Genomic DNA, 23,545 nt, shown 5'->3' with positions numbered 1-23,545 from the left:
TACTATTTCAGAATTAAAATATTAATAACTTGTCAGGGGAAAATTAATGATTATCTGCCAGATTGATGAGTTTTCTGTTCATGGCATCCGAGGATGGGCAACAGATACTGAAAATCCGTCACAGCCTGTATTCCTTCACGCGTTGGCAGATGGTCAGGAATTTCTTCAGTTCCATTGTACAGATCTGCGTGACGATGTTCACGCTTCCGGCATTCCATCCAAAAATACCGGCTTCCAGATACCAATGCCTCCCAGCCTTCTGGATGGCGAAAAACATAATATCACCTTCAAAAACCGCCTCAAACAAATTGAACTCTACTCACAAAATCAGAAGCTGGAGCATATCTCATTCTCTGGCAGGCTTCCGGTAGAAACACGTTCCTTTGTCGATGGTCTGAAACAAGGCGCCTTGAGCGGCTGGGTTGTCTGCGGCAACGACATTGAAGGATGGAAGGGAAACCAACAAATTCTCGTGACCTGCAATGGTCAGAAAATTGCCCAAATCGAAGCCAACAGATATCGTGGGGACGTCGGAAAAGCGCTGTCCTGCGATCCCTACTGCGGTTTCCAGTTTTCGCCGCCGGATCTGTATCGCAAACCCTACGAGCAAGAATTCCGTTTCTACGTCCTGCCCGACATGCTGGAAGTGACCAACAGCCCCTGCCTGACCAGTTTTGTTACGGACGCAAACGAATCTCTAATTATAGACGTGATTGATCAGATTGACGCTCTACATGTGGAATTGACCCGTCTGCGTCGCAAGGTCCGGGAAATTCTTCCCCAACCCGGATTTACCATTGCCGATTATCATTCCTGGGCAACGGCCTACTTCCCGGTTCTGCGAAAATATGTCGATCGCACCCGCGATAATGATCTTATCGCCGGAGACCCACTGGTCAGTATTGTCTGCCCGGTCTGGAATCCGGATCTTACGGATTTCACAGCAGCTATCGAAAGTGTCCGTGCCCAGACGTGGCAGAACTGGGAACTCATCCTTGTTGATGACTGTAGCAAAAATGCCGAGCTGCGCGCCGTCATCGAAGATTTTGCCAAGGCTGACCCTCGCATCAAGCCAATATTCCAAGAAAAGAATGGCGGCATCAGCATTGCGACCAATGCGGGCCTCGAAGCTGCTCAGGGTGAATGGGTCGCATTCTTCGATCATGATGATCTGCTTGCAGATGTCGCTGTCGAATACATGCTGCGGGAAGCGACGAGAAGCCGCGCCGATCTGATCTATTCAGACGAAGATAAAATTGACGCCAGCGGTTATTACCGGGAACCCGCCTTCAAGACCGACTGGAACTACCGGCTTCTTCTCGGCGTCAACTATGTCTGCCATTTCGTGATGATCCGTCATTCTGCCCTGCAGAAAGTCGGCGGCCTCAACAAGGACTATGACGGCGCACAGGACCACGATTTCCTGCTCCGCGCCTCCGAGCATATTCCCGCTGAGAAAATCCATCACGTCCCCGAAATTCTGTATCACTGGCGCATCACCGCCAATTCTACAGCCTCCGACATTGGCAATAAGCGTTACGCCATTGATGCGGGCATCAAGGCCGTGAACGATCACCTTGAACGTCGTAATCTGCCTGCCAATGTCGATTCCCAAATGGGAATGACACTCTACACAGTGGACTGGCAGTTCAATCAGTCTCCGTCGGTCACGATCATCATCCCTTACAAGGATGAAATTCCCACCACCGAGCGATGCCTGGATGCCATCCAGAAATATACCCGATATCCGAATTACAAGGTCATTCTGATCAACAACTGGTCGATCACGAAAGAGGCAGAGGCTTTTGCAAAAAAAGTCGACGAGATTCCCAATGTCGAGATTCTGACTGTCAAGGAGCCCTTCAACTATTCCCGCATCAACAATCTCGCGGCAAAAGACGAAGCGTCTGATTTTCTTCTATTCCTCAACAACGATGTCTTTGTTGAACAGGAAAACTGGCTCGAAATTCTGGTCAACGAAGCTCTCGCAGATCCGCAGGTCGCAATCGTTGGCGGTAAATTCGTTTATCCCAATCAGACCGTCCAGCACGCCGGAGTCCTTCTCGGGATCGGTGATGTCGCCGGCCATGCCCATGTCGGCATCCCGCGAAACGAAGGCGGTTATGCCGGTCGTGCCTACTTCCCACAGGAAATTTCGGCTGTAACCGCAGCCGGAATGCTGATCCGTCGTCCGGCCTTCGAACTGGTTGGAGGCTTTGATGAAGAACATCTCAAAGTCGCGTTCAACGATATCGATCTGTGCCTGAAAGTTCGCGACGCTGGTTACAAGGTCATCTGGACACCTGACTTCTGTGCAGAGCATCATGAAAGCCTGAGCCGCGGCAGCGACGATCGCCCTTCAACAGAGCGCCGCTTCTTCCACGAAACGCAGTTCATGATTGAAAAATGGGGCAAAACGCTCCGTACGGACCCATTTTACAACCCGCATTTCACCCTCGATCGACAGGTCTTTTATGATCTGACAATCCCGGGCGTGGACGAAACGCGTTATCCCCCTCTCGCGTCTTCCAGAAAGAAAATTCGCCCTCTCTGGGACGCCCCGATATTCACGGTTGAACCGAAAAAGGTGTCTCCTGCCACGGAAAAGCCCGCGACGAGAAAAACTCAGACTAAAACCCGAACCAAAAAGCCTGCCGCTGCCACATCGGCTGAATAACAACGATTTTCCCTGATCAATAAACCCGACAGGCCATATGTTGCGCAAACATCGTGCAGCATATGGCCTGTTTTATATTGAAAATCGAAGACGCATTTCCGGACGGGTCAGCGACAGGAAAAAGCAATTTTCGCACATTGCTTTATTTAAAGAAGAGAGAGAACCGTGGTGGAGCTGAGGGGAATCGAACCCCTGACCTCCTCATTGCGAACGAGGCGCTCTCCCATCTGAGCTACAGCCCCACGGTTGAACGATAGTTCTCCTCTTCCTTCACGCTGTCAAGCAGACCTGAGCGCAGGATGTTGTTCTGTGCTATTGCTATGGCTACAAGCGTTTTCCGACCGGCCTTTCGGCTGCCCTAACCGACATTCGACGAGGTTTTTTGCATGGTTGCCCTGCACACCATTATCCTGATGCTGATCCAGGCTTTCGTATGGATTCTTCTGGCGTATTGCATTTTGTCGATGCTGCTTGGTTTCGGCATCCTCGATATCCGCAACCGCTTTTTCTATTCCATTTTCAACACATTGGCCAAGATCGTCGAGCCTGTTATGGCGCCGATCCGCAGTATCCTGCCCAACACAGGTGGCGTGGATTTTGCGCCCATGGTGGTCCTGCTGTTGATCCAGTTTCTGGTCTATCCCGCCGTAAACCGGATCTTTTTCATGCTCGCAACCCAGAGCAGCTTCTAAGAGCTTTTATCTCAGGGCGCGCCACACCTCTTCCAGCGCCTCAATAAGGCTATCAGCGGTTTCCTGATGCAGCATCCCGTCCGGACGCTGCATCAGGACCGCCCATTTTTCTCCCCGCTGGCGCTCCATTTTGACGGTCCAGTCCTCAGGAAGGCGGGAGAAAACCCGTTCCATGCGGGCCTCAGCCGTTAACGGCTTTGCGTAATTATGTCCCATCGCTGATTGCTTTCGCCTCTCCGACCGAGATTTTCCGGATCAGCCCGTACCACCTACCGTCAGACCCGAAATTTTCAGGGTCGGCTGACCAACGCCCACCGGCACACCCTGACCAGCCTTACCGCAAGTTCCAATCCCCGGATCAAGCGCCACATCGGACCCAATCATGGAAATCTGGTTCATGGCATCCGCCCCATTTCCAATCAGGGTCGCCCCCTTGACCGGACGGATGATTTTCCCGTCTTCCACCAGATAGGCTTCCGAAGCCGCGAACACGAATTTCCCCGACGTGATATCAACCTGCCCACCACCAAAATTCACGGCATAGAGGCCCCGTTTGATCGAACGGATCATCTCGTCCGTCGTGGCACTCCCTTCCAGCATCAGCGTATTGGTCATGCGAGGCATCGGAGCATGAGCATAGGACTGACGGCGCCCGTTTCCGGTCGATTTCGTCCCCATCAGACGGCCATTCAGACGATCCTGAAGATAACCCGTGAGAATGCCATCCTCGATCAACACCGTCCGGGACGTCGGCGTACCTTCGTCATCAACACTGAGCGATCCCCGGCATTCGGGCAGTGTTCCGTCGTCAACCACTGTCACACCCGGAGAGGCCACACGTTTGCCGATCATTCCCGAAAAGGATGACGTCCCTTTACGGTTAAAATCTCCTTCCAACCCGTGGCCTACGGCTTCATGGAGCAGAATGCCCGGCCAGCCCGGACCAAGCACCACATCCATCTCACCCGCAGGTGCCGGCGCGGCATCCAGCGTGATCAGGGCCTGTTTCAGCGCTTGATCGACCGCATCCCGCCATGTTTCCGGAGCCAGCAGACGGTCCAGTTCGTACCGCCCACCCAAACCACAGCTTCCGCTCTCGCGCTGGCCATCCTTTTCCACAACGACCGACACGTTCATTCGCACCAAAGGCCGCAGATCCGCAACATCGCCCCCGGCATCCGCCCGACGCATGATCTGCACCGCCTGCCATTCGGAACTCAGCACGGCACTCACCTGCACCACACGGGAATCCAGCCCCCGCGCATAGGCATCAATTTCGCTCAGAACCGCAGCCCGGGCCGCAAAATCCGTTCCCTCAAGCGGACGGGAGTCTCCATAAAGCCGCTGGTTCGTCGCCTGCGGCCCCGGCGCCATCACACCACTCCGTCCCTGCCGAACAGCGCCGACCGTGCTGACGGCCCGCGCCAGAGCGTCGCGGCTGATATCGTCGGCATGGGCAAATGCCGTCTCCGTTCCCAGAACAGCCCGCAAACCGAAACCTGAAGACGTGTTGAAACTGGCCGAACGGATCGTCCCGTCATCCAGACTGATGCTCTCGTTTTCCCGATATTCCAGAAAAAGCTCACCGTCATCCACACCCTCAAGCCCCCGATTAACGAGCGCCTTGGCGTCATCGCGGGTCAGCTTTGAATCAGGCCGCCCGAAAAACAGGGCATCGGTCGTCGCAAGAGCGCCCAGAGCATCAGCAGCAACAGACATGAAAAATCTCCAGACAGAAAACGGGTGACGGAACTGAGCTTTTAAGAAAGGGCTTTTTGCAGCCGTTTCAAGGCTTCAGACAGGATCTCGGGCTTTTTGCAGAATGCGAACCGGATCAGGTTCTGCGGCGGCGCATCCCCTTCAGGATCATAGAAGGCTGAGACCGGGATCGTCGCAACGCCCGCATGCTCAACCAGCCAGCACGCGAAATCCACATCATTACGTCCGTCCGCATGACGCGAGATATCTGCCACGATGAAATAGCTCCCATCGGCGGGCAATGTCTCAAAGCCCAGACGATGCAGACCGTCCCGCAACAGATCCCGCTGCGTTTCCATCTGGGCGGACAGAGCCTGATAGTAACTCTCGTCCTTGTTTAGCCCATAAGCCACGGCCCGCTGAAGGTTCGGCGCGGTCGCGAACACCAGAACCTGATGCGCCTTGGCCACTACGGATGCCAGAGCGGCCGGCGCGGTCACATAGCCGACTTTCCATCCCGTCAGGGAGAAACTCTTGCCCGCACTCCCAATCCGCATGCACCGCTCCCGCATTCCCGGCAGCGTCATCAGGGGCATGTGTTTCACGTGAAACGTCAGGTGCTCATAAACCTCATCGCAGATCGCATACGCATCATGCTCCCGCACCAGATCCGCAATCAGTTCAAGCTCCTCGCGGACAAAAACCTTCCCGGACGGATTCATCGGCGAATTGAGCATGATCGCCTTGGTCTTCGGTCCAAACGCCGCCCGCAGTTCCGCTTCCGGCAAAGACCAGTGCGGCGGTTGAAGCCGCACACAGCGCGGAACGGCTCCCAAAAGCCTGAGCGCTGGCAGATAGGTGTCATAAAGCGGTTCGATCACCACCACCTCATCCCCCGGCTCCACCACCGCCATGAGGCAAGCCGCCAGCGCTTCGGTCGCCCCGGATGTCACAACCACTTCCGTCGCCGGATCAACCTCCAGCCCATAGAAACGCCGGTTGGAAGACGCCACAGCCTCGCGCAGCTCAGGCAGTCCCGTCAGCGGCGCATACTGGTTACGCCCGTCCTGGAGCGCCTCCGCAGCCACCTGAATAATATCCTGCGGCCCCTCCGTATCCGGGAACCCCTGCCCCAGATTGATCGCTCCGTGCTTCACGGCAAGCTGGGACATGATCGTGAAAATGGTCGTCGGAAGACCCGCAAGATACTGATTCGGAGTTTTCATTGATGAGGTCCAGAGCACACGAAAAACACAAAGTCCCTCACCATTGCAGGCCAACGCTGGGCTGAAAAGCCTTTCAGTCCTGCATCCGTGTTTTCCGACGCATATCACGTAGCAGGACCTGCCCCAGCCCTCGCATCAGAAGCATTGCCAGCACGATCAGAACAATCCCGACACCACAGGACACAATGGCCGCTTCCCATGAAAGTGGAATGGCATTTTTCGGTGCACCACCTGTCGTAACCGTGATCGTAAACAGGCCCTCATTCCTGACGAACACGTCCTGCGGAACAAAAAACCGCAACGCAGGCATCGCCGTGAGCAGAAGCCCCGTCAGACCGAACACAATGACAACAAGGCCACCTGTGAACGCCAAAAGGCTTCCCGCAGCCAGTCGCAGCAGCACCCAAAGCAGAGCAAACGGATTGGACTGCTGTACCCCAACAGAGAGTTCATGCCGGATCGTAAAGCGTGCGGCGAGCCTGTCCGGCTTTCCCAGCTTTTCCAAAAGCGCCTGTACGGCCCCATCGCCCAGCCGCGCCTGCGCTGCAACCTGCGCCCGCACTTCAGAAACAATCAGATCCCGCTCGCTCTCGGGCAGGCTCAGCAGGCCGCCCCTGAATTCATGCAGATAACGTTCAACCGGCAGGGACAGCAGATCACTGTCTTTCCAGCCATCCAGAGATTCGGCAGCACGGGTCATGAGGATATTTCCCAAAAAGAGTCTCGCTGCCCTCTTTGCATGCAAGTTCCGGACCAGACGTGGAAAGCTTTGATCCGCTTCCGCAAGATTCTACCTCAAATCCGCAGAATGGCGTAATTTCCCATACTCGACAGACGGGCATTTGTCGCTTAATCGTTTTGCAGCCGTTTACACGATGCAAGGCGACAGATCGATGGCCAAGAAAGCCCCCACTTCCTCTACCGTGAAACCGAAGGCCGCTCCGGCGCGCCGTCCCGCAAAGGCCGCAGCGCCCAAGGCTGCTCCGGCAGCGTCCGGCAAGCCGCCCGCTCCGAACCCGCTGGCCGTAGCCCGCGTCTTCGAGATGATCCAGGAGCACGCGGCGGAATTCGTCGATCTGCGCTTCACGGACCCCAAGGGCAAGTGGCACCACACGACCCAGACGGTCTCAACCATCGAAGACGATACCTTCGTCGAAGGCTTCATGTTCGACGGCTCGTCCATCCAGGGCTGGAAAGCCATCAACGAGTCCGACATGGTCCTGCTGCCGGACCCGGAAACGGCCGTCATGGACCCGTTCTCGGCCAAGCCGCAGCTGATCCTGTTCTGCGACATCATTGATCCGAAGACGGGCAATTTCTACAACCGGGATCCGCGCTCGACCGCAAAGCTCGCAGAAGCCTACCTTAAGTCGGCTGGCTTCGGTGATACGGCATTCTTCGGTCCGGAAGCCGAGTTCTTCATCTTCGACAACGTACAGTTCGGCACAGGCCCGAATTTCGGCACGTATCAGCTCGACAGCATCGAAGGCCCCGGCGCATCCCTGAAGGCATATCCGGAAGGCAACATGGGTCACCGCCCTGTCGTCAAGGGTGGCTACTTCCCGGTCCCGCCCGTGGACAGCGAGCATGACCTGCGCGCCGAAATGCTCTCGACGATGGGCGAAATGGGCCTGCCGATCGAAAAGCATCACCACGAAGTCGCACAGTCGCAGCACGAACTCGGCACGAAGTTCGACACGCTCGTGAAGTCCGCAGACTTCATGCAGATCTACAAGTACTGCGTGCACAACGTTGCCCACTCCTACGGCAAGACGGCCACGTTCATGCCGAAGCCAATTGCGGGCGACAACGGCTCGGGCATGCATGTCCACCAGTCCATCTGGAAGGACGGCAAGCCGACCTTCGCCGGTGACAAGTATGCAGATCTGTCCGAAGACGCGCTGTTCTACATCGGCGGCATCATCAAGCACGCAAAGGCCCTGAACGCCTTCACGAACCCGTCCACCAACTCCTACAAGCGCCTGATCCCGGGCTTCGAAGCCCCCGTGCTTCTGGCCTACTCCGCAGCGAACCGTTCGGCGTCGTGTCGTATCCCGCACGCGACCAACCCGAAGGCCAAGCGCGTCGAAGTCCGCTTCCCGGACCCGATGGCGAACCCGTATCTCGCCTTCGCCGCCATGCTGATGGCCGGCCTCGACGGCATCCGCAACAAGATCCATCCGGGCGATGCCATGGACAAGGATCTGTACGAACTGCCGAAGGAAGAACTGGCCCAGATCCCGACGGTCTGTGGTTCGCTCCGTGAAGCGCTCGAAGCCCTTCAGGAAGACCACGCATTCCTTCTCGAAGGCGGAGTCTTCACCAAGGACCAGATCGAGAGCTACATCGACATCAAGTGGCCGGAAGTCTACAAGTTCGAACACACGCCGCATCCGGTAGAGTTCGAGATGTACTACTCGGTCTGATCCGGGTCACAACATCGCTTTAACGGAAAGCCCGGCCTTCGCGCCGGGCTTTTCTGTTTTCAACACCCCACCCCAAGACGACCCGATGATCCCTCCTGCCCTTGAGGCATTTTCCTCGTCCGCCCTGCCAGTTCTCGACATCGCGGGCACGATCGTCTTCGCGATTTCCGGTGCGATCGAAGCCGCTCGCGCGCGCCTGACCATCGTAACGTTCATGTTCTTCGCGGCCATCACAGGCGTCGGTGGCGGAACGGTGCGGGACCTGCTGATCGGTGCCCCCGTTTTCTGGATGCACGCTTCCGTCCCCATTGCCGCCTGCCTGCTTTCAGCAATCGCCGTCTGGTTTACCCCGGCCCGCTTCTGGCCAGCCCTCGCGGTGGAATGGTTCGACGGCCTTGGAATCGCAGCCTATGGCGTCTTCGGCTCAGCCAAGGCGCTGGCCTACGGCATTCCGCTGATTCCGGCGGCCCTCATGGGAATCGTCAGCGCCTGCATGGGCGGTATTTTCCGGGATGTCCTGGCAGGCGTGCCGTCCATCATCATCCGACCGGAACTCTACGTCACAGCCGTCGCGCTGGCGTCAGGAAGCTATGTCTCCCTGACGGCGCTGGGCCTCAATACAAGCTTTGCGGCCGCAATTGCCGTCGTGGCTGGCTTCAGCCTGCGCGCCGTAGCCCTCATCAAAGGACTCGGCCTGCCGCATTACAAACGATAGGCGGCAGGCCCTTCAAACGCCTCTTAGGCGATAACGTCGAAACCAACATCTTCGACAACATGCTGCAACGCCACCGGCGTCACTTTCTGCTCATCGTACTGAATGGCAGCCTGCCCCGGATCGAGCGTTACTTCCGCCGACGACACACCCGGAACATTGGACAGGGCAGACTGCAACTTGCCCGAACATCCATTGCACGACATCCCGTCAACCTTGAACGTCACCATCGAAACCATCAGAGACTCTCCTGTCTTTAAAGGCTGCTCCGCAAAGCAGTCGATCCCCGAAATGGGGCATATTCCCACAGAAATGAAAAACGCTTTTTCAGACCGCGTCCGCAGCCTCATCCAGTGGCCGGACTTTCATGATGTCGAGCTGCGCATCCAGTTTTCCAAGTGCCTCACCCAGAGCCTTGAAATGCGGTGACGCCAGATGCGCCTCGAACCCGGTTTCCGAAGTCCAGACTTCGGAAACCACAAGCCGGCCAGTCTTTTCGATATCCCTGCTGACCACATACTGGCGGCAGGCTTCTTCCTTGCGCGAAGACACGATACAGGCCGCAAATGCGTGCTCTGCCGCTGCGGCATGGTCCGCCGCGACCGTGACAACAGCCGTGATGTGAACCGTCTGACTCATGGGGGAATTCCTCATCAACAATGGCAACTGCCCGGCCGCGACCTTTCCGAAGACGGGCAGTGTTTCACGTGAAACCATACCGCACACTTTTGTGAGAAAGAACCCATGCCGGGTATCACAGCAAAAGAGCCCGGACAGTAAAAAGGCGCCCTCCCGAAGGAAGACGCCTTTTCCTGAATACCAGACTGAGAAAGCTGTTCAGCCTTCAGCGTAGGTCGAAATATCCGGGCAGGAACAGACGAGGTTCCGGTCCCCCCAGGCATTGTCCAGACGCCCGACCGGCGACCAGTATTTCGACGTGTCCACACCGCCGGGGAAGCACCCGGCCTCGCGGCTGTACGACCGATCCCACGCGCCAGCCAGATCCGCCGTGGTATGCGGCGCAAAGCGCAGCGGGCTAGCCTCCATCGCCACACGCCCGGCTTCAACTTCGGCAATCTCCGCGCGAATGGCGATCATCGCATCGCAGAAGCGATCCAGCTCGCCCTTGCCTTCAGATTCCGTCGGCTCGATCATGAACGTCCCCGCTACCGGGAAGCTGACCGTCGGCGCATGGAACCCGTGGTCGATCAGACGCTTGGCGATATCGTCCACCGTTACACCGACCGTATCCTTCAGCGGCCGCAGATCCACGATGCATTCATGCGCCGTAAAGCCGTTGGTGCCGCGATACAGAACCGGATAATGCCCTTCCAGACGCGACGCGATGTAGTTCGCATTCAGGATCGCCATCGTCGTCGCCTGACGCAGACCCGCGTCGCCCATCATCATGATGTAAGCAGCGGAGATCGGCAGAATGGACGCGGAGCCGTAAGGTGCCGCGGACACCGCAATACCATGCTGTCCCGGCAGATACGGAGCGAGGTGCTTTCCCACACCAATCGGCCCCATGCCCGGCCCGCCACCGCCATGTGGAATGCAGAACGTCTTGTGCAGATTGAAGTGCGACACATCCGCGCCATACAGCCCCGGGCGCGCCAGACCAACCTGTGCATTAAGGTTCGCGCCATCCAGATAGACCTGTCCACCTGCTTCATGGACAAGCTCGCAGATCTCGACAATCCGTTCCTCGAACACGCCATGCGTGGACGGATACGTAATCATGATGGCCGCCACGCGCCCGTCATGCTGCGCGATCTTCGCCTTCAGATCCTCGACATCGACATTGCCGTTCTCATCGCAGGCCACAACAACAACCCGCATCCCGACCATCTGCGCCGAAGCCGGATTGGTCCCGTGCGCGGACGCCGGAATCAGGCAGACGTCCCGGTTCTCGTCCCCACGCGCGCGGTGATAGCCACGGATCGCCAGAAGCCCGGCATACTCCCCCTGCGCGCCGGAATTCGGCTGAAGCGACACGGCGTCATACCCCGAAATCGCACAGAGCGTGCGCTCCAGATACGTGAACAGCTCGGCATAACCCTGAACCTGATCGGCGGGCGCGAACGGATGAATCCGCGAAAATTCCGGCCAAGTGATGGGGATCATCTCCGCCGTCGCATTGAGCTTCATCGTGCACGAGCCCAGCGGGATCATCGTCCGGTCCAGCGCCAGATCCTTGTCCGCCAGCGCGCGCATGTAGCGCAGCAGATCCGTCTCGGAACGGTGCGCATGGAACACAGGATGCGTCAGCAACGGAGCCGTCCGCGACAGCCCCTCCGGCAGCGCATCCGTCACATTGAGCGCCTGCTCGACAGACGCCAGATCCGCACCCTCACCCGCAAACGCCGCCCAGACTGCGCGGATCGTTTCCGGCGTCGTGGTCTCGTCACAGGACACGCCAATCCGGCCATTCCCCGCATCACGCAGATTGATGCCGGACGCCACGGCCCGCGCCAGAACCTGTGGCGCAGCAGCACCCGCCTGAACGGTGATCGTGTCGAAGAACACGTCCGTCTCAACATTCGCGCCCAGAGCTTTCAGCCCGGCAGACAGGATCGACGCCATCCGGTGCGTGCGCGCCGCAATGGCCTTCAGACCTTCCGGACCATGATACACCGCATACATGGATGCGATGATCGCCAGCAGCGCCTGCGCCGTGCAGATGTTGGATGTGGCCTTCTCGCGGCGGATATGCTGTTCGCGCGTTTGAAGCGCCAGACGATAGGCGGGCTTGCCCGCACTGTCGCGCGACACGCCAACCAGACGCCCCGGCATGTGTCGCTTGAACGCATCGCGCGTCGCCATGAACCCCGCATGTGGGCCACCAGCCCCCATCGGCACGCCATAACGCTGCATCGAGCCGATCGCGATATCCGCGCCCAGAGCGCCCGGACTTTCCAGCACGACGAGCGCCAGCGGATCACAGGCCAGAGCCGCAATCGCACCCTTCTCATGCAGCGCCGCAATCACGCCGCGTAGATCCCGCACCTGCCCCGAAGACCCCGGATAGGACAGCAGCGCACCAAACACGGAGGACGCATCCAGATCCTTCTCCGGATCACCCACCACAATATCCCAGCCCAGCGGCTCGGCCCGCGTGCGGATCACGGCAACCGTCTGCGGGTGCGTGTCGGCATCCACGAAGAACGCCGTCGCCTTGGACTTGCCCACACGCTGCGCCAGCGCCATGGCTTCCGCACAGGCCGTGCCCTCGTCCAGAAGGGACGCATTGGCGATGTCGAGCCCCGTCAGATCCGCCACCAGCGTCTGGAAATTCAGCAGCGCCTCAAGACGGCCCTGACTGATTTCGGGCTGATACGGCGTATAGGCCGTGTACCAGGCCGGATTTTCGAGAATATTCCGCTGGATGACCGGCGGCAGAACCGTATCGTAATAACCCTGCCCGATCATGGACGTCAGAACCTGATTGCGCGACGCAATCTGACGCAGACGCGCGAGCGCATCCTGCTCGGTCAGGGCCGCACCGATCCCGTGATCCCCTCGATCGAGAATGGCGGCCGGAATGGTCCGGTCGATCAGGTCATCGAGACTGGACGCGCCAACGACCCGCAGCATCTCCCCGATTTCGGAAGGGCGCGGGCCGATATGGCGGGAGCTGAAATCTTCGGTCTGGGCAGGCCACAAGGTCGTCACAGGCAGGTTCTCTGGCATTTCATGAAAAGCGGAAGCAGGAATTTGGGGCAGGCTGAAAGAAAAACGGGGCCTGCCAGCGCAGACCCCGCAAGCCTCAGAGGCTCTTGTACTGCTCGGCCGTCAGCAGGCTCTTGAGGTCGTCCGGGTTGGAAACCGTCATGCGGAAGATCCAGCCCTCGCCTTCCGCATCGCGGCCCACCAGCGTCGGATCATCGGACAGCGCCTCGTTGAAGCCTGCCAGCGTGCCCGCCACCGGCGCATAGATGTCGGACGCCGCCTTCACGGACTCAACGACAGCCGCCGCATCACCGGCAGCAACTTCCGTGCCTTCGTCTTTGGCTTCAACGAACACCAGCTCGCCCAGCTCTTCAGAGGCATGCGTCGTGATGCCGACAGTCGCCTGCTCGCCATCGACGCGGATCCATTCATGGGACTTCGTGTAATAGGTCGTCATTGCTGCTTTTTCCTGATCTGAAAGTCTACTGTAAGTTCAGCGCTTGAAGCCGGGTGCCACGAACGGCATCGCCCGCACATGCAGCGGCACATACTTGCCCCGCAGTTCCGCAAAGACGGGTGTGTCCAGCGCCGCATGATCCGACGCGACATAGCCCATCGCAACAGGAGCCTTCACGCTCGGGCCAAACGCCCCGGACGTAACCACCCCGATTTCCTTCTGCCCCTCGGCATCGGCAAAGAGCTTCGCCCCTGCCCGCACCGGAGCCCGACCTTCCGCCAGCAGCCCCACGCGCTTACGCGACACGCCATCGCGCGTCTGCTTCAGCACAACTTCCGCACCCGGATAGCCACCAGCGCGAGAACCACCCTCACGGCGCGCCTTCTGGATCGCCCAGCCCAGCGAGGCCTCGACCGGCGTGGTCATGACGTCAATGTCATTGCCATACAAACACAGTCCGGCCTCAAGACGCAGCGAGTCCCGCGCGCCCAGACCAATCGGCAACACATCTGGCTGCGCCAGGATTGCGCGTGCGACCTTCTCGGAATCCGCGCCCGCACAGCCAATCTCGAACCCGTCCTCGCCCGTATAGCCGGACCGCGACACCGTCACCTTCACGGGCCCAGTCGCAGTGGCCAGCTCGGTCTCGATCACATCCATGAAGCGCATGTCCTTCACGGCCGGGCAAAGCGGTGCCAGAGCCGCTTCCGCAGCGGGGCCCTGAAGCGCCATGAGCCCCCGATCAAACTGGCGCGTCACAACACAGCGCTCAGACAGCGCCGCCTCGATCCGGTCCGCATCCTGAACCTTGCAACCCGCATTCACGACCACCAGCAGATCATGGCCCATATTCGCGACCATCAGATCGTCCAGAATGCCACCCTCGTCATTGGTCAGCAGTCCATAACGCTGACGTCCGGCGGCAAGCCCGACATAATCGGCAGGAACCAGCGTCTCCAGAGCCGCAGCGGCGTCCTTCACATCGCCGCTTTTCGCGGCAATGCGGATCTGCCCCATATGAGACACGTCAAACAGACCGGCCTTCTCGCGCGTATGGAGATGCTCCGCCATCAGCCCCGCAGGGAACTGGATCGGCATCTCAAAGCCTGCGAACGGCACCATCTTCGCGCCAAGTTCCAGATTCAGATCGTAAAGGGGAGTACGCTGGAGGGAATCGCTCATACGAAAAAGCCCGGTCCATTCTCTCTAAAGACGTGAAGATGCAGACGCCCCCGGCACTCCGCAGAACGCGGCCGGAAAAACGTCGCCCCTTCTGTCCTTTCGCCTGAGATCGCTATCCCGTCGGCGGATGCGTCAAGCGCACCTCTCTCCAGAATGTCCTGACCGCCTCGGTCCTTTGGCCTGAGAGTTTCCGGGGCGGTTGCTCCTTCGGCGCCAGCCTCTCGGCCGGTCTCTCCCGTGTCGGTCGCCCCAATCCTGCCAGTTTCCGAAAAACTCCGCAATCGTTACGATCGCTCCTGCGTTGTGTCCCGAGACCTTAAATGCACAAAGGAGACCTCCATGGCTGGCGAACTGACGGTCATTGCCGAATTCGAGACCACACCGGCAACCTATGACAGATTTCTTAAGGTCTGCGCCTATGATAGCGAACGCTCCGTCGCCGACGAATCCGGTTGCCACAGCTTCACGGTCCTCTCTCCCGAAACGGAAGCCGACACCGTCATCCTGGTGGAAGTCTATACCGACCGCGCCGCCTTCGAAGAGCACCTCAAGACCCCGCATTTCGAGGTCTTCGCAAACGCTGTAAAAGAACTGGACATCAAGGAACGCAGCGTCCGCTTCCTGAAGAAAAGGGCTCCCTGAACAATGCATCTTTCAAACACGAAACGCCTCCTCGCCATCACCCTCCTGTGCGGCACGGTGTCCGCCTGCGCGTCCCATCCGCAGCATAATCCGCGCACGCGCCTGATCGGCATCCCCAACCCCGCCAGCGTCTATTGCACGCAGCAGGGCGGGCGACATGGCGACGTGCGGACTGCGGGCGGCGAAACCGGCACCTGCACCTTCCCGCCCAACCAGATCTGCGACGAATGGACGCTCTATCGCGAGCACCGCTGCGTCGCGCCTCTGGCCAAAATGAAGCCCTGATTTTCCAGCCCGGTCAGGCCCGAACGGGGCCGCCGGGTTTTTCATTTTCTAAATACATAACACGTTATGTATTTCATCCACATGATCCCCGGAATCCGCATGACCGCCCCGTCTCCCCTGAGCGCCCTGACCACACGCACCACCAGACTCTTCACGCTCCTGCTGGAACGCGCCCTCAAAAAGACGGGCCTGCGAATCGGTCAACTCCCCGTGCTGCAAGCCCTGCAGGACGGGAAGGCGCTCAATCAGAAAGCCCTCGCGGATTTTGCGGATATCGAACAGCCGGGCATGACGACACTTCTCGCCCGGATGGAGCGCGACGGCCTGATCCAGCGCGAACCAGACCCAACAGACCGCCGCAGTACACTGGTCACACTGACGCCGGACGGCCAGCGGAAAAGCCGGAATATCGTTCCCATAATGGAACATTTAACCAGTACAGCACTCAAGGGGTTTACACCCCTTGAACGCGATATTCTCGTAACACTTCTGGAACGGATCAACAGCAGCCTGAAGAGCCAACTGTAACCGCCTGCCCCTTTAACGAAGAGGCAGGCGCGAGATCATTTTCCGGTCTTCGGAAGATGCTCGGCAATATAAGGCGGCAGATTGAATGCCCCGACATGGATCTCCGGCGTCCAGTAGCGCGTCGTGCCCACGATCTTCGCAGCGTCCGCACGGGTCCGGATCTGCTCAACCGTCTGCGTGTTCGGCGCCTGCCCCTTGGAGGCCACACCCAGCGTCATGAACCCGCCGACATAGGTCGGGACAGCCGCGACATACGCACCGACATGCGGGAAGAACTTCGCACGACGCAGGCTCGTCTCATGCAGTTCGTCCGCCTGCATGAACGGAACGCCACACTGGTTCACGATCAGCCCTTCGTCCGAAAGGATGCGCGCGCAGTTGCTGTAGAACTCGTCCGTGAACAGCACTTCGCCCACACCGATCGGATCGGTGCTGTCGACGATGATCACGTCGAACGACCCATCAGCCGCCTTCAGAACATAGTCGATGCCGTCGCCGACAATGACCTCGGCCCGCGGGTCGTTCCACGCATCTCCGGCAATGTTCGGCAGATACTGCTTGGACAGCTCGATCACCGCACCGTCAATCTCGACCATGACAGCCTTCTCGACCGTCTCATGCTGCAACACGCGACGCAGAACGCCACCGTCACCCGCACCGATGATCAGAACGCGCTTCGCACAGGGATGCGCCAGCAGAGGCACATGCGTCAGCATTTCCTGATAAACGAACTCGTCCCGCTCAGTGATCTGGATAACGCCATCCAGAACCAGCACGCGACCGTGGCTGGAGCTTTCGAATACTACCACGTCCTGAAAATCGGATTTTACCCGTGCGAGTTCGCGCGTAACGAGAAAACGCTGTCCCCAGTCCGGGTACAGTGTCTCGTTGAGCCATGTTTCAGCCATGGATCATCGTTTCCTTGTCGGAGTATATTGAAAAAGGGCCGGTTTCACCCGGCCCTTTCATCAGTTCAGACCGCCTTTGCGGCCTTGTCCTGCACGCGGCCCCGCCGAACGGCATCGACCTCGATCCGGCCGGCCTGGAACAGGCGCTGCATCACCGGAATCGACAGGTTCGGATCACACACGCCGCACATGAACACGTCCACAGCGGCATAATTCCGTTCCGGCCACGTATGGATCGAAATATGGCTTTCTGCCAGCACGATCACGCCCGACACGCCGCCATTGGGCGTGAAGTGGTGAAAATGGCTGTGCAGAATCGTCGCGCCAGCTGCAACCGCAGCTTCACACAGCGTTTCATCGATCCGCATCGGATCATCGAGATTCCGGGCGTCCCAGAAATCGATCAGCAGGTGATTGCCAGCAAAACGCTCGCCATCACGCTCAATGAAGTAATCTTTGCGCTCATCCTCGACGAAGTGAGCGGCGCTGTTCTGGATATCTCTCGGGAGTTCCGATACCATCCCCAGTTGAGCAAGTGCGTTCATCACGTACCCCCAAACCAGTAGACAGCCTGTTGGGCAAAAAATGCCCCCTTGGGCCAGGAAGCGCGCTAGTTACCGGCCCCTCCCCCCTGATGCAAGCACTTTATGGGGCGATTCCCCAATATGTCACATATCTTTTTCGCCCCATGTCCCTGTTGCATGAGAAAGAGGTTTTCCCTTTCCTGCACACAGGGCTGAGACCAAAAATTTCACAAATCCCCGAGCCCCGAAAACAGTTCGGGCGCCGGATCTGCGGGAAGCGAATCCCCCCAAATCCCGACGCCCGACAGACGCTGATACGTCCCGATCCAGAGAGGCCGAATCCGGCCCTCCAGACCCGCCTGATCAGTTCTTGGTCTTGTCGACCAGCTTGCCCTTGGCAATCCACGGCATCATCGCACGCAGCTTCTCACCGGTCTTCTCGATCTGGTGCGCGTCGTTGCGGGCGCGGATGGCCTTGAAGCCAACGCCACCGGACTGGTTCTCAAGGATGAAGTTACGAACGAAAGTGCCGTCCTGAATGTCCGTCAGAACGCGCTTCATCTCAGCCTTGGTTTCCGGCGTGATGATCCGCGGACCCGTCACGTACTCACCATACTCCGCAGTGTTGGAGATGGAGTAGTTCATGTTGGAGATGCCACCTTCGTAGATCAGATCCACGATCAGCTTCATCTCGTGCAGGCATTCGAAATAAGCCATTTCCGGCGCATATCCACCTTCAACCAGCGTCTCGAAACCAGCGCGGATCAGGTCGACCACGCCACCACACAGGACAGCCTGCTCGCCGAACAGATCGGTTTCGACTTCTTCCTTGAAGGTCGTCTCGATGATGCCTGCACGGCCGCCACCATTGGCGCTGGCATAGGACAGGGCGATTTCGAGCGCATTGCCCGAAGCGTTCTGCGCCACAGCCACGAGGGACGGCACGCCACCGCCACGCTGGTATTCGGAACGAACCGTGTGGCCCGGGCCCTTCGGCGCGATCAGGAACACGTCCAGATCCGGACGGGCTTCGATGATGCGGAAATGGATGGACAGACCATGCGCGAAGGCAAGGGCTGCACCCTGCTTCAGGTTCTTCTCAAGGCTGTCCTTGTACAGGGCGCCCTGGCCTTCATCCGGCGTCAGAACCATGACCACATCGGCCCACGCGGCTGCGTCTTCCGGAGACATAACCTTGAAACCAGCCTCTTCAGCCTTCTTGACGGCAGAAGACGTCGGACGCAGGCCGATGACGATATCCGTCAGGCCGCTGTCCTTGAGGTTGTTGGCGTGAGCGTGACCCTGGCTGCCATAGCCGATGATCGCGACTTTCTTGCTCTTGATCAGATTCAGATCGGCATCGCGATCATAATATACCCGCATCAGACAGGCTCCTTGTTAAGGTGAAAGACTGAAGGACCGCGCCCAATGGCGGCAATCCCGGTGCGCGAAACCTCGGCCAGACCAAGGGAGCGCATCAACTCGATGAACGCGTCGATCTTTTCGGGCGATCCCGTCAGTTCAAACACGAAACTCGTGGCCGTCGTATCCACTGGGCGTGCGCGGAACGAATCCGCAATGCGCAGGGCCTCCGTCCGGCGCTCGCCGGACGAGACAACCTTCACCAGCGCAAGCTCACGCCCCACATACGGGCCTTCTTCCGTCAGGTCGCAGACATCATGCACCGGAATCAGGCGCTTGAGCTGTGCCTTGATCTGCTGGATCACCATCGGCGTGCCCGACGTCAGCACCGTGATGCGCGAGAGCTTCTGCTCCGCATCCACCAGCGCCACCGTCAGGCTCTCGATGTTATAGCCCCGGCCGGAAAACAGGCCCACCACGCGGGCCAGCGCGCCACTTTCGTCCTCGATCAGGACGGAAATGACCGAATTCTGGATTGTCTCCGTCATCAGACCAGCATCTTCCCTTCTTCGGTCAGTCCCGCCGCTTCGGAATCCTGATCCGGACCCAGCAGCATCTGGTTATGCGCCGCACCCGATGGGATCATCGGATAGCAGTTCTCGCCTTCCGCCACACAGATATCGGCCACGACCGGCCCATCATGCGCCAGCATCCGGCGAATCACGTCATCCAGTTCGCCCACATGCGTCGCCCGCATCCCGGTCGCATGGAACGCTTCGGCCAGCTTCACGAAATCCGGCAGTGCTTCACTGTAGGACTGCGAATAGCGCGAGCCATGAAGCAGTTCCTGCCACTGACGGACCATGCCCATATAGTGGTTGTTCAGGATGAAGATCTTCACCGGCAGGCGATATTGCGCGATCGTCCCCAGTTCCTGGATGTTCATGAGCGTGGACGCCTCACCGGCGATGTCGATCACCAGCGCATCCGGATGCGCCACCTGCGCGCCCACGGCGGCTGGCAGACCATAGCCCATCGTCCCCAGACCACCGGACGTCAGCCAGCGGTTCGGCTTGTCGAACTGGAAGTGCTGGGCCGCCCACATCTGGTGCTGCCCGACTTCCGTGGAGACAAACGTATCGCGGCCCGTTTCCTTCGCCAGCTCATACAGACGGCGAACCGCGTGCTGCGGACGGATGATGGCGGACGGCGTCATGTCCTGCGTGAAGCCGAACCCGTCCACACTCCGCCAGGACGCAATCTGGTTCCACCAGGCCGACAGATCCGGCGCAGGCGTCTCACCCCAGCCTTCAAGCAGCGCTTCAAGCGTATCGCGCACATCGCCTTCGATCCGCACATCCACCGGCACGATCTTGTCGATCTGGCTCGGGTCGATATCGGCATGAACCTTGAACGAATTGGGCGAGAATGCATCCACACGCCCCGTCACGCGGTCATCAAAACGCGATCCCAGAGCGATCAGCAGATCACAGCCATGCGTGGCCATGTTCGCCTCAACCGAACCGTGCATGCCCAGCATGCCCAGGAACTGCGGATCGGGAGACGGAAACGCCCCCAGCCCCATCAGCGTGGACGTCACCGGAAAGCCGGTCTTGCGCGCCAGACGACGCAGCAGGTCCGACGCTTCCGGCCCGGAATTGATGATGCCGCCACCCGTGTAAAAGAGCGGACGTTTCGCCGTCTTCATGGCTTCGAGGGTCCGGGCGATTGCGCTCGCATCCGGTCCACCCTGATGACGCAGCCGCTGGAGGCGCGACAGTGCAGGCTTCGTCAGCGGCGCCTTGCCGACCGTGATGTCCTTGGGCAGATCGACCAGAACCGGCCCCGGACGTCCCGAACGCGCAACCTCGAACGCCTCACGCACGATCTGTGCCAGCGTTCCGGGCTCCCGGACGAGATAATTGTGCTTGGTCGCAGGGCGCGTGATGCCCGTCGTGTCGGCTTCCTGAAACGCATCATTGCCGATCAGCTTCGTCGGCACCTGTCCCGCCAGACAGACGAGCGGAATGGAATCCATCAGCGCGTCCACAAGCCCGGTCACGGCATTGGTCGCCCCCGGACCCGACGTCACCAGAACCACGCCAACCTTGCCCGTCGAGCGCGCATAAGCTTCTGCCGCATGAACGGCGGCCTGCTCGTGACGCACAAGAATGTGGCGAATCCGGTCCTGCTTGAAAAGAGCATCGTAAATCGGAAGGACAGCCCCACCCGGATATCCGAATATGACCTCCACACCCTCTTCATCGAGAACGCGCAGAAGCACTTCCGCGCCATTCAGCGCCTCGTTGCCTGTTCCTGCGTCTCTTTCAGCAGCCGTCACCGTTTCCTCCCAAGGTATGAGCCGCCGGATTTAGGACGACAACGCGGCGGCGTCAACTCGTTCCGATATAAAGTTCTCTATTTTTTCATACTCACTTTCCGAATCTTGCGCAAAATGGGTATATCTAAGCAACGAAATCATCGCGTCACCCTCTTTCCCCAACGCATGATGTCGGAACCACGTCGCCTGCCGCCGCGTATAGCGGCCGATGGCAAGGACCGCGGATTTCCGCGCGTCCTCAAGCGTTTCTTCCCCCCGCAGCACGGAGATCAGTTCAGGCACGCCATGAGCACGCATGGCAGGTAGAACCGGATCAAGCCCCCTCTCCAGCAGACGGGACACCTCCTCCAGAGCCCCCGCCTCCAGCATCTGCCCGAATCTGAAGTCGATCGCCCGGCGCAACCCCTCCCGCTCCGGATCAAGTTGCACGGACACAAACCGGCACGGCGCAGGCGCCAGACCCGGCTGTAACCGCCACCAGGCCAGCCCATGCCCCGTCCCCGCCCAGACCTCCCAGGCCCGCGAAATCCGCTGCGTATCGTTCGGGCGCAGACCAGACGCCGTTTCAGGATCAACCTGCATCAGACGCGCATGCAGCGCCTCCGGCCCGATCTCTTCGGCCAGCCCCCGCGCTTCGGTCCGCGCAGCGTCTCCGGGGTCCGGCACCTCCACCAGACCATCCGTCAGCGCCCGCAGATACATCCCCGTCCCACCACACAGGATCGGCATGCGCCCCACAGCCCACGCCTCGTCCATTTCCCGCAAGGCTTCTGACCGCCACCAGGCCACACTTCCCGGCACAGCGGCATCCAGAACGCCGTAAAGCCGGTGCGGCACGAGCGCCTCATCCGCGTCGTCAGGCCGGGCCGTCAGAATCCGTAGATCGCGGTAAACCTGCATGGAATCCGCATTGATAACCGTACCGTCAAAGCGTCGCGCAAGGTCGATCGCCAGTGCTGACTTGCCGGAGCACGTCGGTCCGGCCACAATGATCGCAGTTTTTGTTGTCTTCGGGGCGTTCATTCTCCCCTCCTGCCACACGTGCCGGACCGTTACGAGATCTCATGTCCCTTCCTGCCGTCCTGACCCTCATCGCAGACCGGAAATCCGGTCCCCTCAAACCCGAGGCCATCGACATGGCCCGCGCGCTCGTCAAGGGCAACGCGCCCATCGTCCTGTCTCCGGGCGAAGCGGTCGACATTCCCTGCCCGCCGCCGCGCCCCGGTTCGGCCAACATCACCACGATCCGCGCAACGCTCGCGCCCTATCGTGTCGACGCCCTGCTTCTCAAAACGCGCGGTCGCCGCCGGGCCGTCCTCGTCGCGGACATGGACAGCACCATTGTCACGGGCGAAACGCTGGACGAACTGGCGGACCTTCTGGGCTGCGGGGAAGACGTCGCGGCCATCACCCGCGCCTCCATGAACGGCGAGTTGGATTTCGAAACCGCACTCGAACATCGCGTGGCCCTTCTGGCCGGAAAGCCCGCTTCGGTTCTCGAACAGGTCTGGGAATCCGTCACCCTGACGGAAGGGGCCCGGGAACTCGTGCAGACCATGCGCAAGCATAATGGCCGGACGGCTCTCGTCTCTGGCGGCTTCACATGGTTCACCCAACGCGTGGCCGAGCTTTGCGGATTCGACGAGAATTACGGCAATGAACTGGAAATCGAAGACGGCAAAATCACCGGCCGTCTCGCGGCCCCGATCCTCGGCCCGGATGCCAAGCGCGACCACCTCGAACGCCTGACTTCAGAGCGCGGCGTGCAGCTTCGCGCAGCCCTGACAACCGGCGACGGCGCCAACGACATTCCCATGCTCGCCAGCGCGGGCCTTGGTCTGGCCTTCCACGCCAAACCCAATGTCCGCCGCATCATTCCCACACAGATCAACTTCGCCAGCCTGCGCGCGCATCTCTTCGCACAGGGCTATCATGCGAAAGATTTCGTCACGGACTGAGCGGACCTCAAACCCGCAAAAACGAAAAAGCCGCCGGAGACCCTCTCCAGCGGCTTTTTTTCGATCAGTACCCCCAGGTGTAAGGCGGTACACCCGAATAGGACGGCGCGGCGTAATAGCCAGGGGCATAACTCGGCGCATATCCGTATCCGCCGTACCCGCCCCCATAGCTATAAGGCGAAGCCTCGATCGCCATGCCGGTCGCAACGCCAAGTCCGACACCAAGGCCCCAGCCGCCAAAGCGCGGCCCACCCC

24 protein-coding genes, 1 tRNA gene, 1 pseudogene and 1 riboswitch are annotated in these 23,545 nt (G+C 59.4%); of the genes and pseudogenes, 8 read left to right on the top strand and 18 right to left on the bottom strand.

Annotated features, from left to right (window positions below; genetic code table 11):
• Window positions 1-118: 118 nt before the first annotated feature.
• On the bottom strand, window positions 119-307 hold the full coding sequence (locus JK213_RS15950; protein ID WP_249200656.1) for a hypothetical protein: 189 nt from the start codon (window positions 305-307) through the stop codon (window positions 119-121).
• 102 nt (window positions 308-409) lie between these two features.
• Here JK213_RS15950 and JK213_RS13880 point away from each other — a divergent pair, with 102 nt between their 5' ends.
• Entirely contained in the window at window positions 410-2,677 is a 2,268-nt protein-coding gene (locus tag JK213_RS13880) for a glycosyltransferase family 2 protein (protein WP_228125579.1), read from the top strand.
• Between the two features lie 166 nt (window positions 2,678-2,843).
• Here the strand turns inward: JK213_RS13880 and JK213_RS13875 are convergent.
• A tRNA-Ala gene (locus tag JK213_RS13875) sits at window positions 2,844-2,919 on the bottom strand.
• A 144-nt stretch (window positions 2,920-3,063) separates the two neighbouring features.
• Here JK213_RS13875 and JK213_RS13870 point away from each other — a divergent pair.
• Window positions 3,064-3,369 carry a YggT family protein gene (locus JK213_RS13870; protein WP_194262964.1) on the top strand — a complete coding sequence of 102 codons (306 nt, stop codon included), beginning with the start codon at window positions 3,064-3,066 and terminating at the stop codon, window positions 3,367-3,369.
• A 6-nt stretch (window positions 3,370-3,375) separates the two neighbouring features.
• On the opposite strand, the gene JK213_RS13865 is transcribed toward JK213_RS13870, so the two are convergent.
• The 4 genes from JK213_RS13865 to JK213_RS13850 form a co-directional block, all read right to left on the bottom strand.
• Window positions 3,376-3,585: a hypothetical protein gene (locus JK213_RS13865; RefSeq protein WP_194262965.1), complete on the bottom strand. Its 210-nt coding sequence runs from the start codon at window positions 3,583-3,585 to the stop codon at window positions 3,376-3,378.
• Window positions 3,586-3,624: 39 nt separating this feature from the next.
• Window positions 3,625-5,088 carry a metalloprotease TldD gene (tldD, locus tag JK213_RS13860; RefSeq protein WP_099285890.1) on the bottom strand — a complete coding sequence of 488 codons (1,464 nt, stop codon included), beginning with the start codon at window positions 5,086-5,088 and terminating at the stop codon, window positions 3,625-3,627.
• A gap of 41 nt (window positions 5,089-5,129) precedes the next feature.
• Entirely contained in the window at window positions 5,130-6,293 is a 1,164-nt protein-coding gene (locus JK213_RS13855; protein WP_194262966.1) for an aminotransferase, read from the bottom strand.
• A gap of 73 nt (window positions 6,294-6,366) precedes the next feature.
• Window positions 6,367-6,993, bottom strand: coding sequence for an HAAS signaling domain-containing protein (locus JK213_RS13850; RefSeq protein ID WP_211571752.1), 627 nt, complete (start codon window positions 6,991-6,993; stop codon window positions 6,367-6,369).
• A 343-nt stretch (window positions 6,994-7,336) separates the two neighbouring features.
• On the opposite strand from JK213_RS13850, the gene glnA reads away from it, so the two are divergent.
• Window positions 7,337-8,719 carry a type I glutamate--ammonia ligase gene (glnA, locus tag JK213_RS13845; RefSeq protein WP_194263006.1) on the top strand — a complete coding sequence of 461 codons (1,383 nt, stop codon included), beginning with the start codon at window positions 7,337-7,339 and terminating at the stop codon, window positions 8,717-8,719.
• Between the two features lie 85 nt (window positions 8,720-8,804).
• Window positions 8,805-9,434, top strand: coding sequence for a trimeric intracellular cation channel family protein (locus tag JK213_RS13840; protein ID WP_194262969.1), 630 nt, complete (start codon window positions 8,805-8,807; stop codon window positions 9,432-9,434).
• 23 nt (window positions 9,435-9,457) lie between these two features.
• On the opposite strand, the gene JK213_RS13835 is transcribed toward JK213_RS13840, so the two are convergent.
• The 5 genes from JK213_RS13835 to gcvT all read right to left on the bottom strand — a co-directional run bounded on the left by JK213_RS13835 (window position 9,458) and on the right by gcvT (window position 14,742).
• Entirely contained in the window at window positions 9,458-9,670 is a 213-nt protein-coding gene (locus JK213_RS13835) for a heavy-metal-associated domain-containing protein (RefSeq protein WP_077803642.1), read from the bottom strand.
• 88 nt (window positions 9,671-9,758) lie between these two features.
• Complete coding sequence (locus tag JK213_RS13830; RefSeq protein ID WP_194262970.1) at window positions 9,759-10,070, bottom strand: putative quinol monooxygenase; 312 nt, start codon at window positions 10,068-10,070, stop codon at window positions 9,759-9,761.
• A 198-nt stretch (window positions 10,071-10,268) separates the two neighbouring features.
• Complete coding sequence (gene gcvP / locus JK213_RS13825; RefSeq protein ID WP_194262971.1) at window positions 10,269-13,124, bottom strand: aminomethyl-transferring glycine dehydrogenase; 2,856 nt, start codon at window positions 13,122-13,124, stop codon at window positions 10,269-10,271.
• 76 nt (window positions 13,125-13,200) lie between these two features.
• The gene (gcvH, locus tag JK213_RS13820; protein ID WP_194262972.1) at window positions 13,201-13,560 is read right to left on the bottom strand and encodes a glycine cleavage system protein GcvH; all 360 of its coding nucleotides are present in this window, start codon (window positions 13,558-13,560) and stop codon (window positions 13,201-13,203) included.
• A gap of 36 nt (window positions 13,561-13,596) precedes the next feature.
• The gene (gcvT, locus tag JK213_RS13815; protein ID WP_194262973.1) at window positions 13,597-14,742 is read right to left on the bottom strand and encodes a glycine cleavage system aminomethyltransferase GcvT; all 1,146 of its coding nucleotides are present in this window, start codon (window positions 14,740-14,742) and stop codon (window positions 13,597-13,599) included.
• 158 nt (window positions 14,743-14,900) lie between these two features.
• Window positions 14,901-14,990, bottom strand: a riboswitch (glycine riboswitch).
• Between the two features lie 91 nt (window positions 14,991-15,081).
• On the opposite strand from gcvT, the gene JK213_RS13810 reads away from it, so the two are divergent.
• The 3 genes from JK213_RS13810 to JK213_RS13800 all read left to right on the top strand — a co-directional run bounded on the left by JK213_RS13810 (window position 15,082) and on the right by JK213_RS13800 (window position 16,197).
• Window positions 15,082-15,384: a putative quinol monooxygenase gene (locus JK213_RS13810; protein WP_194262974.1), complete on the top strand. Its 303-nt coding sequence runs from the start codon at window positions 15,082-15,084 to the stop codon at window positions 15,382-15,384.
• Window positions 15,385-15,387: 3 nt separating this feature from the next.
• Entirely contained in the window at window positions 15,388-15,669 is a 282-nt protein-coding gene (locus JK213_RS13805) for a DUF333 domain-containing protein (protein ID WP_194262975.1), read from the top strand.
• Window positions 15,670-15,768: 99 nt separating this feature from the next.
• A complete protein-coding gene (locus JK213_RS13800) occupies window positions 15,769-16,197 on the top strand; it encodes a MarR family winged helix-turn-helix transcriptional regulator (RefSeq protein WP_228125581.1) in 429 nt (142 codons plus the stop codon).
• Between the two features lie 35 nt (window positions 16,198-16,232).
• Here JK213_RS13800 and speE read toward each other — a convergent pair whose 3' ends face one another.
• The 6 genes from speE to miaA form a co-directional block, all read right to left on the bottom strand.
• Window positions 16,233-17,105: a polyamine aminopropyltransferase gene (gene speE / locus JK213_RS13795; RefSeq protein WP_194262977.1), complete on the bottom strand. Its 873-nt coding sequence runs from the start codon at window positions 17,103-17,105 to the stop codon at window positions 16,233-16,235.
• 65 nt (window positions 17,106-17,170) lie between these two features.
• Window positions 17,171-17,650, bottom strand: a complete 480-nt coding sequence (speD, locus tag JK213_RS13790) for an adenosylmethionine decarboxylase (protein ID WP_086647928.1) — start codon at window positions 17,648-17,650, stop codon at window positions 17,171-17,173.
• Window positions 17,651-17,992: 342 nt separating this feature from the next.
• Window positions 17,993-19,012 carry a ketol-acid reductoisomerase gene (ilvC, locus tag JK213_RS13785; RefSeq protein ID WP_086647929.1) on the bottom strand — a complete coding sequence of 340 codons (1,020 nt, stop codon included), beginning with the start codon at window positions 19,010-19,012 and terminating at the stop codon, window positions 17,993-17,995.
• A complete protein-coding gene (ilvN, locus tag JK213_RS13780) occupies window positions 19,012-19,539 on the bottom strand; it encodes an acetolactate synthase small subunit (RefSeq protein WP_099285904.1) in 528 nt (175 codons plus the stop codon). Before ilvN ends, ilvC begins: the two co-directional genes overlap by 1 nt.
• A complete protein-coding gene (ilvB, locus tag JK213_RS13775; protein ID WP_194262978.1) occupies window positions 19,539-21,332 on the bottom strand; it encodes a biosynthetic-type acetolactate synthase large subunit in 1,794 nt (597 codons plus the stop codon). Before ilvB ends, ilvN begins: the two co-directional genes overlap by 1 nt.
• Window positions 21,333-21,362: 30 nt before the next feature.
• Window positions 21,363-22,355: a tRNA (adenosine(37)-N6)-dimethylallyltransferase MiaA gene (miaA, locus tag JK213_RS13770; protein ID WP_194262979.1), complete on the bottom strand. Its 993-nt coding sequence runs from the start codon at window positions 22,353-22,355 to the stop codon at window positions 21,363-21,365.
• A gap of 41 nt (window positions 22,356-22,396) precedes the next feature.
• Between miaA and serB the strand changes: the two genes are divergently transcribed.
• Complete coding sequence (gene serB, locus JK213_RS13765; protein WP_194262980.1) at window positions 22,397-23,290, top strand: phosphoserine phosphatase SerB; 894 nt, start codon at window positions 22,397-22,399, stop codon at window positions 23,288-23,290.
• Between the two features lie 64 nt (window positions 23,291-23,354).
• On the opposite strand, the pseudogene JK213_RS13760 reads toward serB, so the two are convergent.
• Window positions 23,355-23,545: pseudogene (locus tag JK213_RS13760) on the bottom strand (hypothetical protein); the annotation flags it as partial.

The sequence above is a fragment of the Gluconobacter sp. Dm-44 genome (genome assembly GCF_018256175.1).
GTDB classification, from domain to species: domain Bacteria; phylum Pseudomonadota; class Alphaproteobacteria; order Acetobacterales; family Acetobacteraceae; genus Gluconobacter; species Gluconobacter cadivus.
The sequence above is the reverse complement of the archived record's forward strand: the minus strand, read 5'-3'. Positions and strand labels throughout refer to the sequence as shown.

Excerpts from the sequence above, each read along its gene's own strand:
- JK213_RS13835 (WP_077803642.1), bottom strand. The coding sequence starts at position 9,670 with ATGGTTTCGATGGTGACGTTCAAGGTTGACGGGATGTCGTGCAATGGA.
- serB (WP_194262980.1), top strand. The coding sequence starts at position 22,397 with ATGTCCCTTCCTGCCGTCCTGACCCTCATCGCAGACCGGAAATCCGGT.
- JK213_RS13840 (WP_194262969.1), top strand. The coding sequence starts at position 8,805 with ATGATCCCTCCTGCCCTTGAGGCATTTTCCTCGTCCGCCCTGCCAGTT.
- tldD (WP_099285890.1), bottom strand. The coding sequence starts at position 5,088 with ATGTCTGTTGCTGCTGATGCTCTGGGCGCTCTTGCGACGACCGATGCC.
- JK213_RS13865 (WP_194262965.1), bottom strand. The coding sequence starts at position 3,585 with ATGGGACATAATTACGCAAAGCCGTTAACGGCTGAGGCCCGCATGGAA.
- ilvN (WP_099285904.1), bottom strand. The coding sequence starts at position 19,539 with ATGACGGAGACAATCCAGAATTCGGTCATTTCCGTCCTGATCGAGGAC.
- JK213_RS13805 (WP_194262975.1), top strand. The coding sequence starts at position 15,388 with ATGCATCTTTCAAACACGAAACGCCTCCTCGCCATCACCCTCCTGTGC.
- gcvP (WP_194262971.1), bottom strand. The coding sequence starts at position 13,124 with ATGCCAGAGAACCTGCCTGTGACGACCTTGTGGCCTGCCCAGACCGAA.
- miaA (WP_194262979.1), bottom strand. The coding sequence starts at position 22,355 with ATGAACGCCCCGAAGACAACAAAAACTGCGATCATTGTGGCCGGACCG.
- speD (WP_086647928.1), bottom strand. The coding sequence starts at position 17,650 with ATGAACGCACTTGCTCAACTGGGGATGGTATCGGAACTCCCGAGAGAT.
- JK213_RS13850 (WP_211571752.1), bottom strand. The coding sequence starts at position 6,993 with ATGACCCGTGCTGCCGAATCTCTGGATGGCTGGAAAGACAGTGATCTG.
- speE (WP_194262977.1), bottom strand. The coding sequence starts at position 17,105 with ATGGCTGAAACATGGCTCAACGAGACACTGTACCCGGACTGGGGACAG.
- JK213_RS13870 (WP_194262964.1), top strand. The coding sequence starts at position 3,064 with ATGGTTGCCCTGCACACCATTATCCTGATGCTGATCCAGGCTTTCGTA.
- glnA (WP_194263006.1), top strand. The coding sequence starts at position 7,337 with ATGATCCAGGAGCACGCGGCGGAATTCGTCGATCTGCGCTTCACGGAC.
- JK213_RS13830 (WP_194262970.1), bottom strand. The coding sequence starts at position 10,070 with ATGAGTCAGACGGTTCACATCACGGCTGTTGTCACGGTCGCGGCGGAC.
- JK213_RS13810 (WP_194262974.1), top strand. The coding sequence starts at position 15,082 with ATGGCTGGCGAACTGACGGTCATTGCCGAATTCGAGACCACACCGGCA.
- JK213_RS13800 (WP_228125581.1), top strand. The coding sequence starts at position 15,769 with ATGACCGCCCCGTCTCCCCTGAGCGCCCTGACCACACGCACCACCAGA.
- gcvH (WP_194262972.1), bottom strand. The coding sequence starts at position 13,560 with ATGACGACCTATTACACGAAGTCCCATGAATGGATCCGCGTCGATGGC.
- ilvC (WP_086647929.1), bottom strand. The coding sequence starts at position 19,012 with ATGCGGGTATATTATGATCGCGATGCCGATCTGAATCTGATCAAGAGC.
- gcvT (WP_194262973.1), bottom strand. The coding sequence starts at position 14,742 with ATGAGCGATTCCCTCCAGCGTACTCCCCTTTACGATCTGAATCTGGAA.
- JK213_RS13855 (WP_194262966.1), bottom strand. The coding sequence starts at position 6,293 with ATGAAAACTCCGAATCAGTATCTTGCGGGTCTTCCGACGACCATTTTC.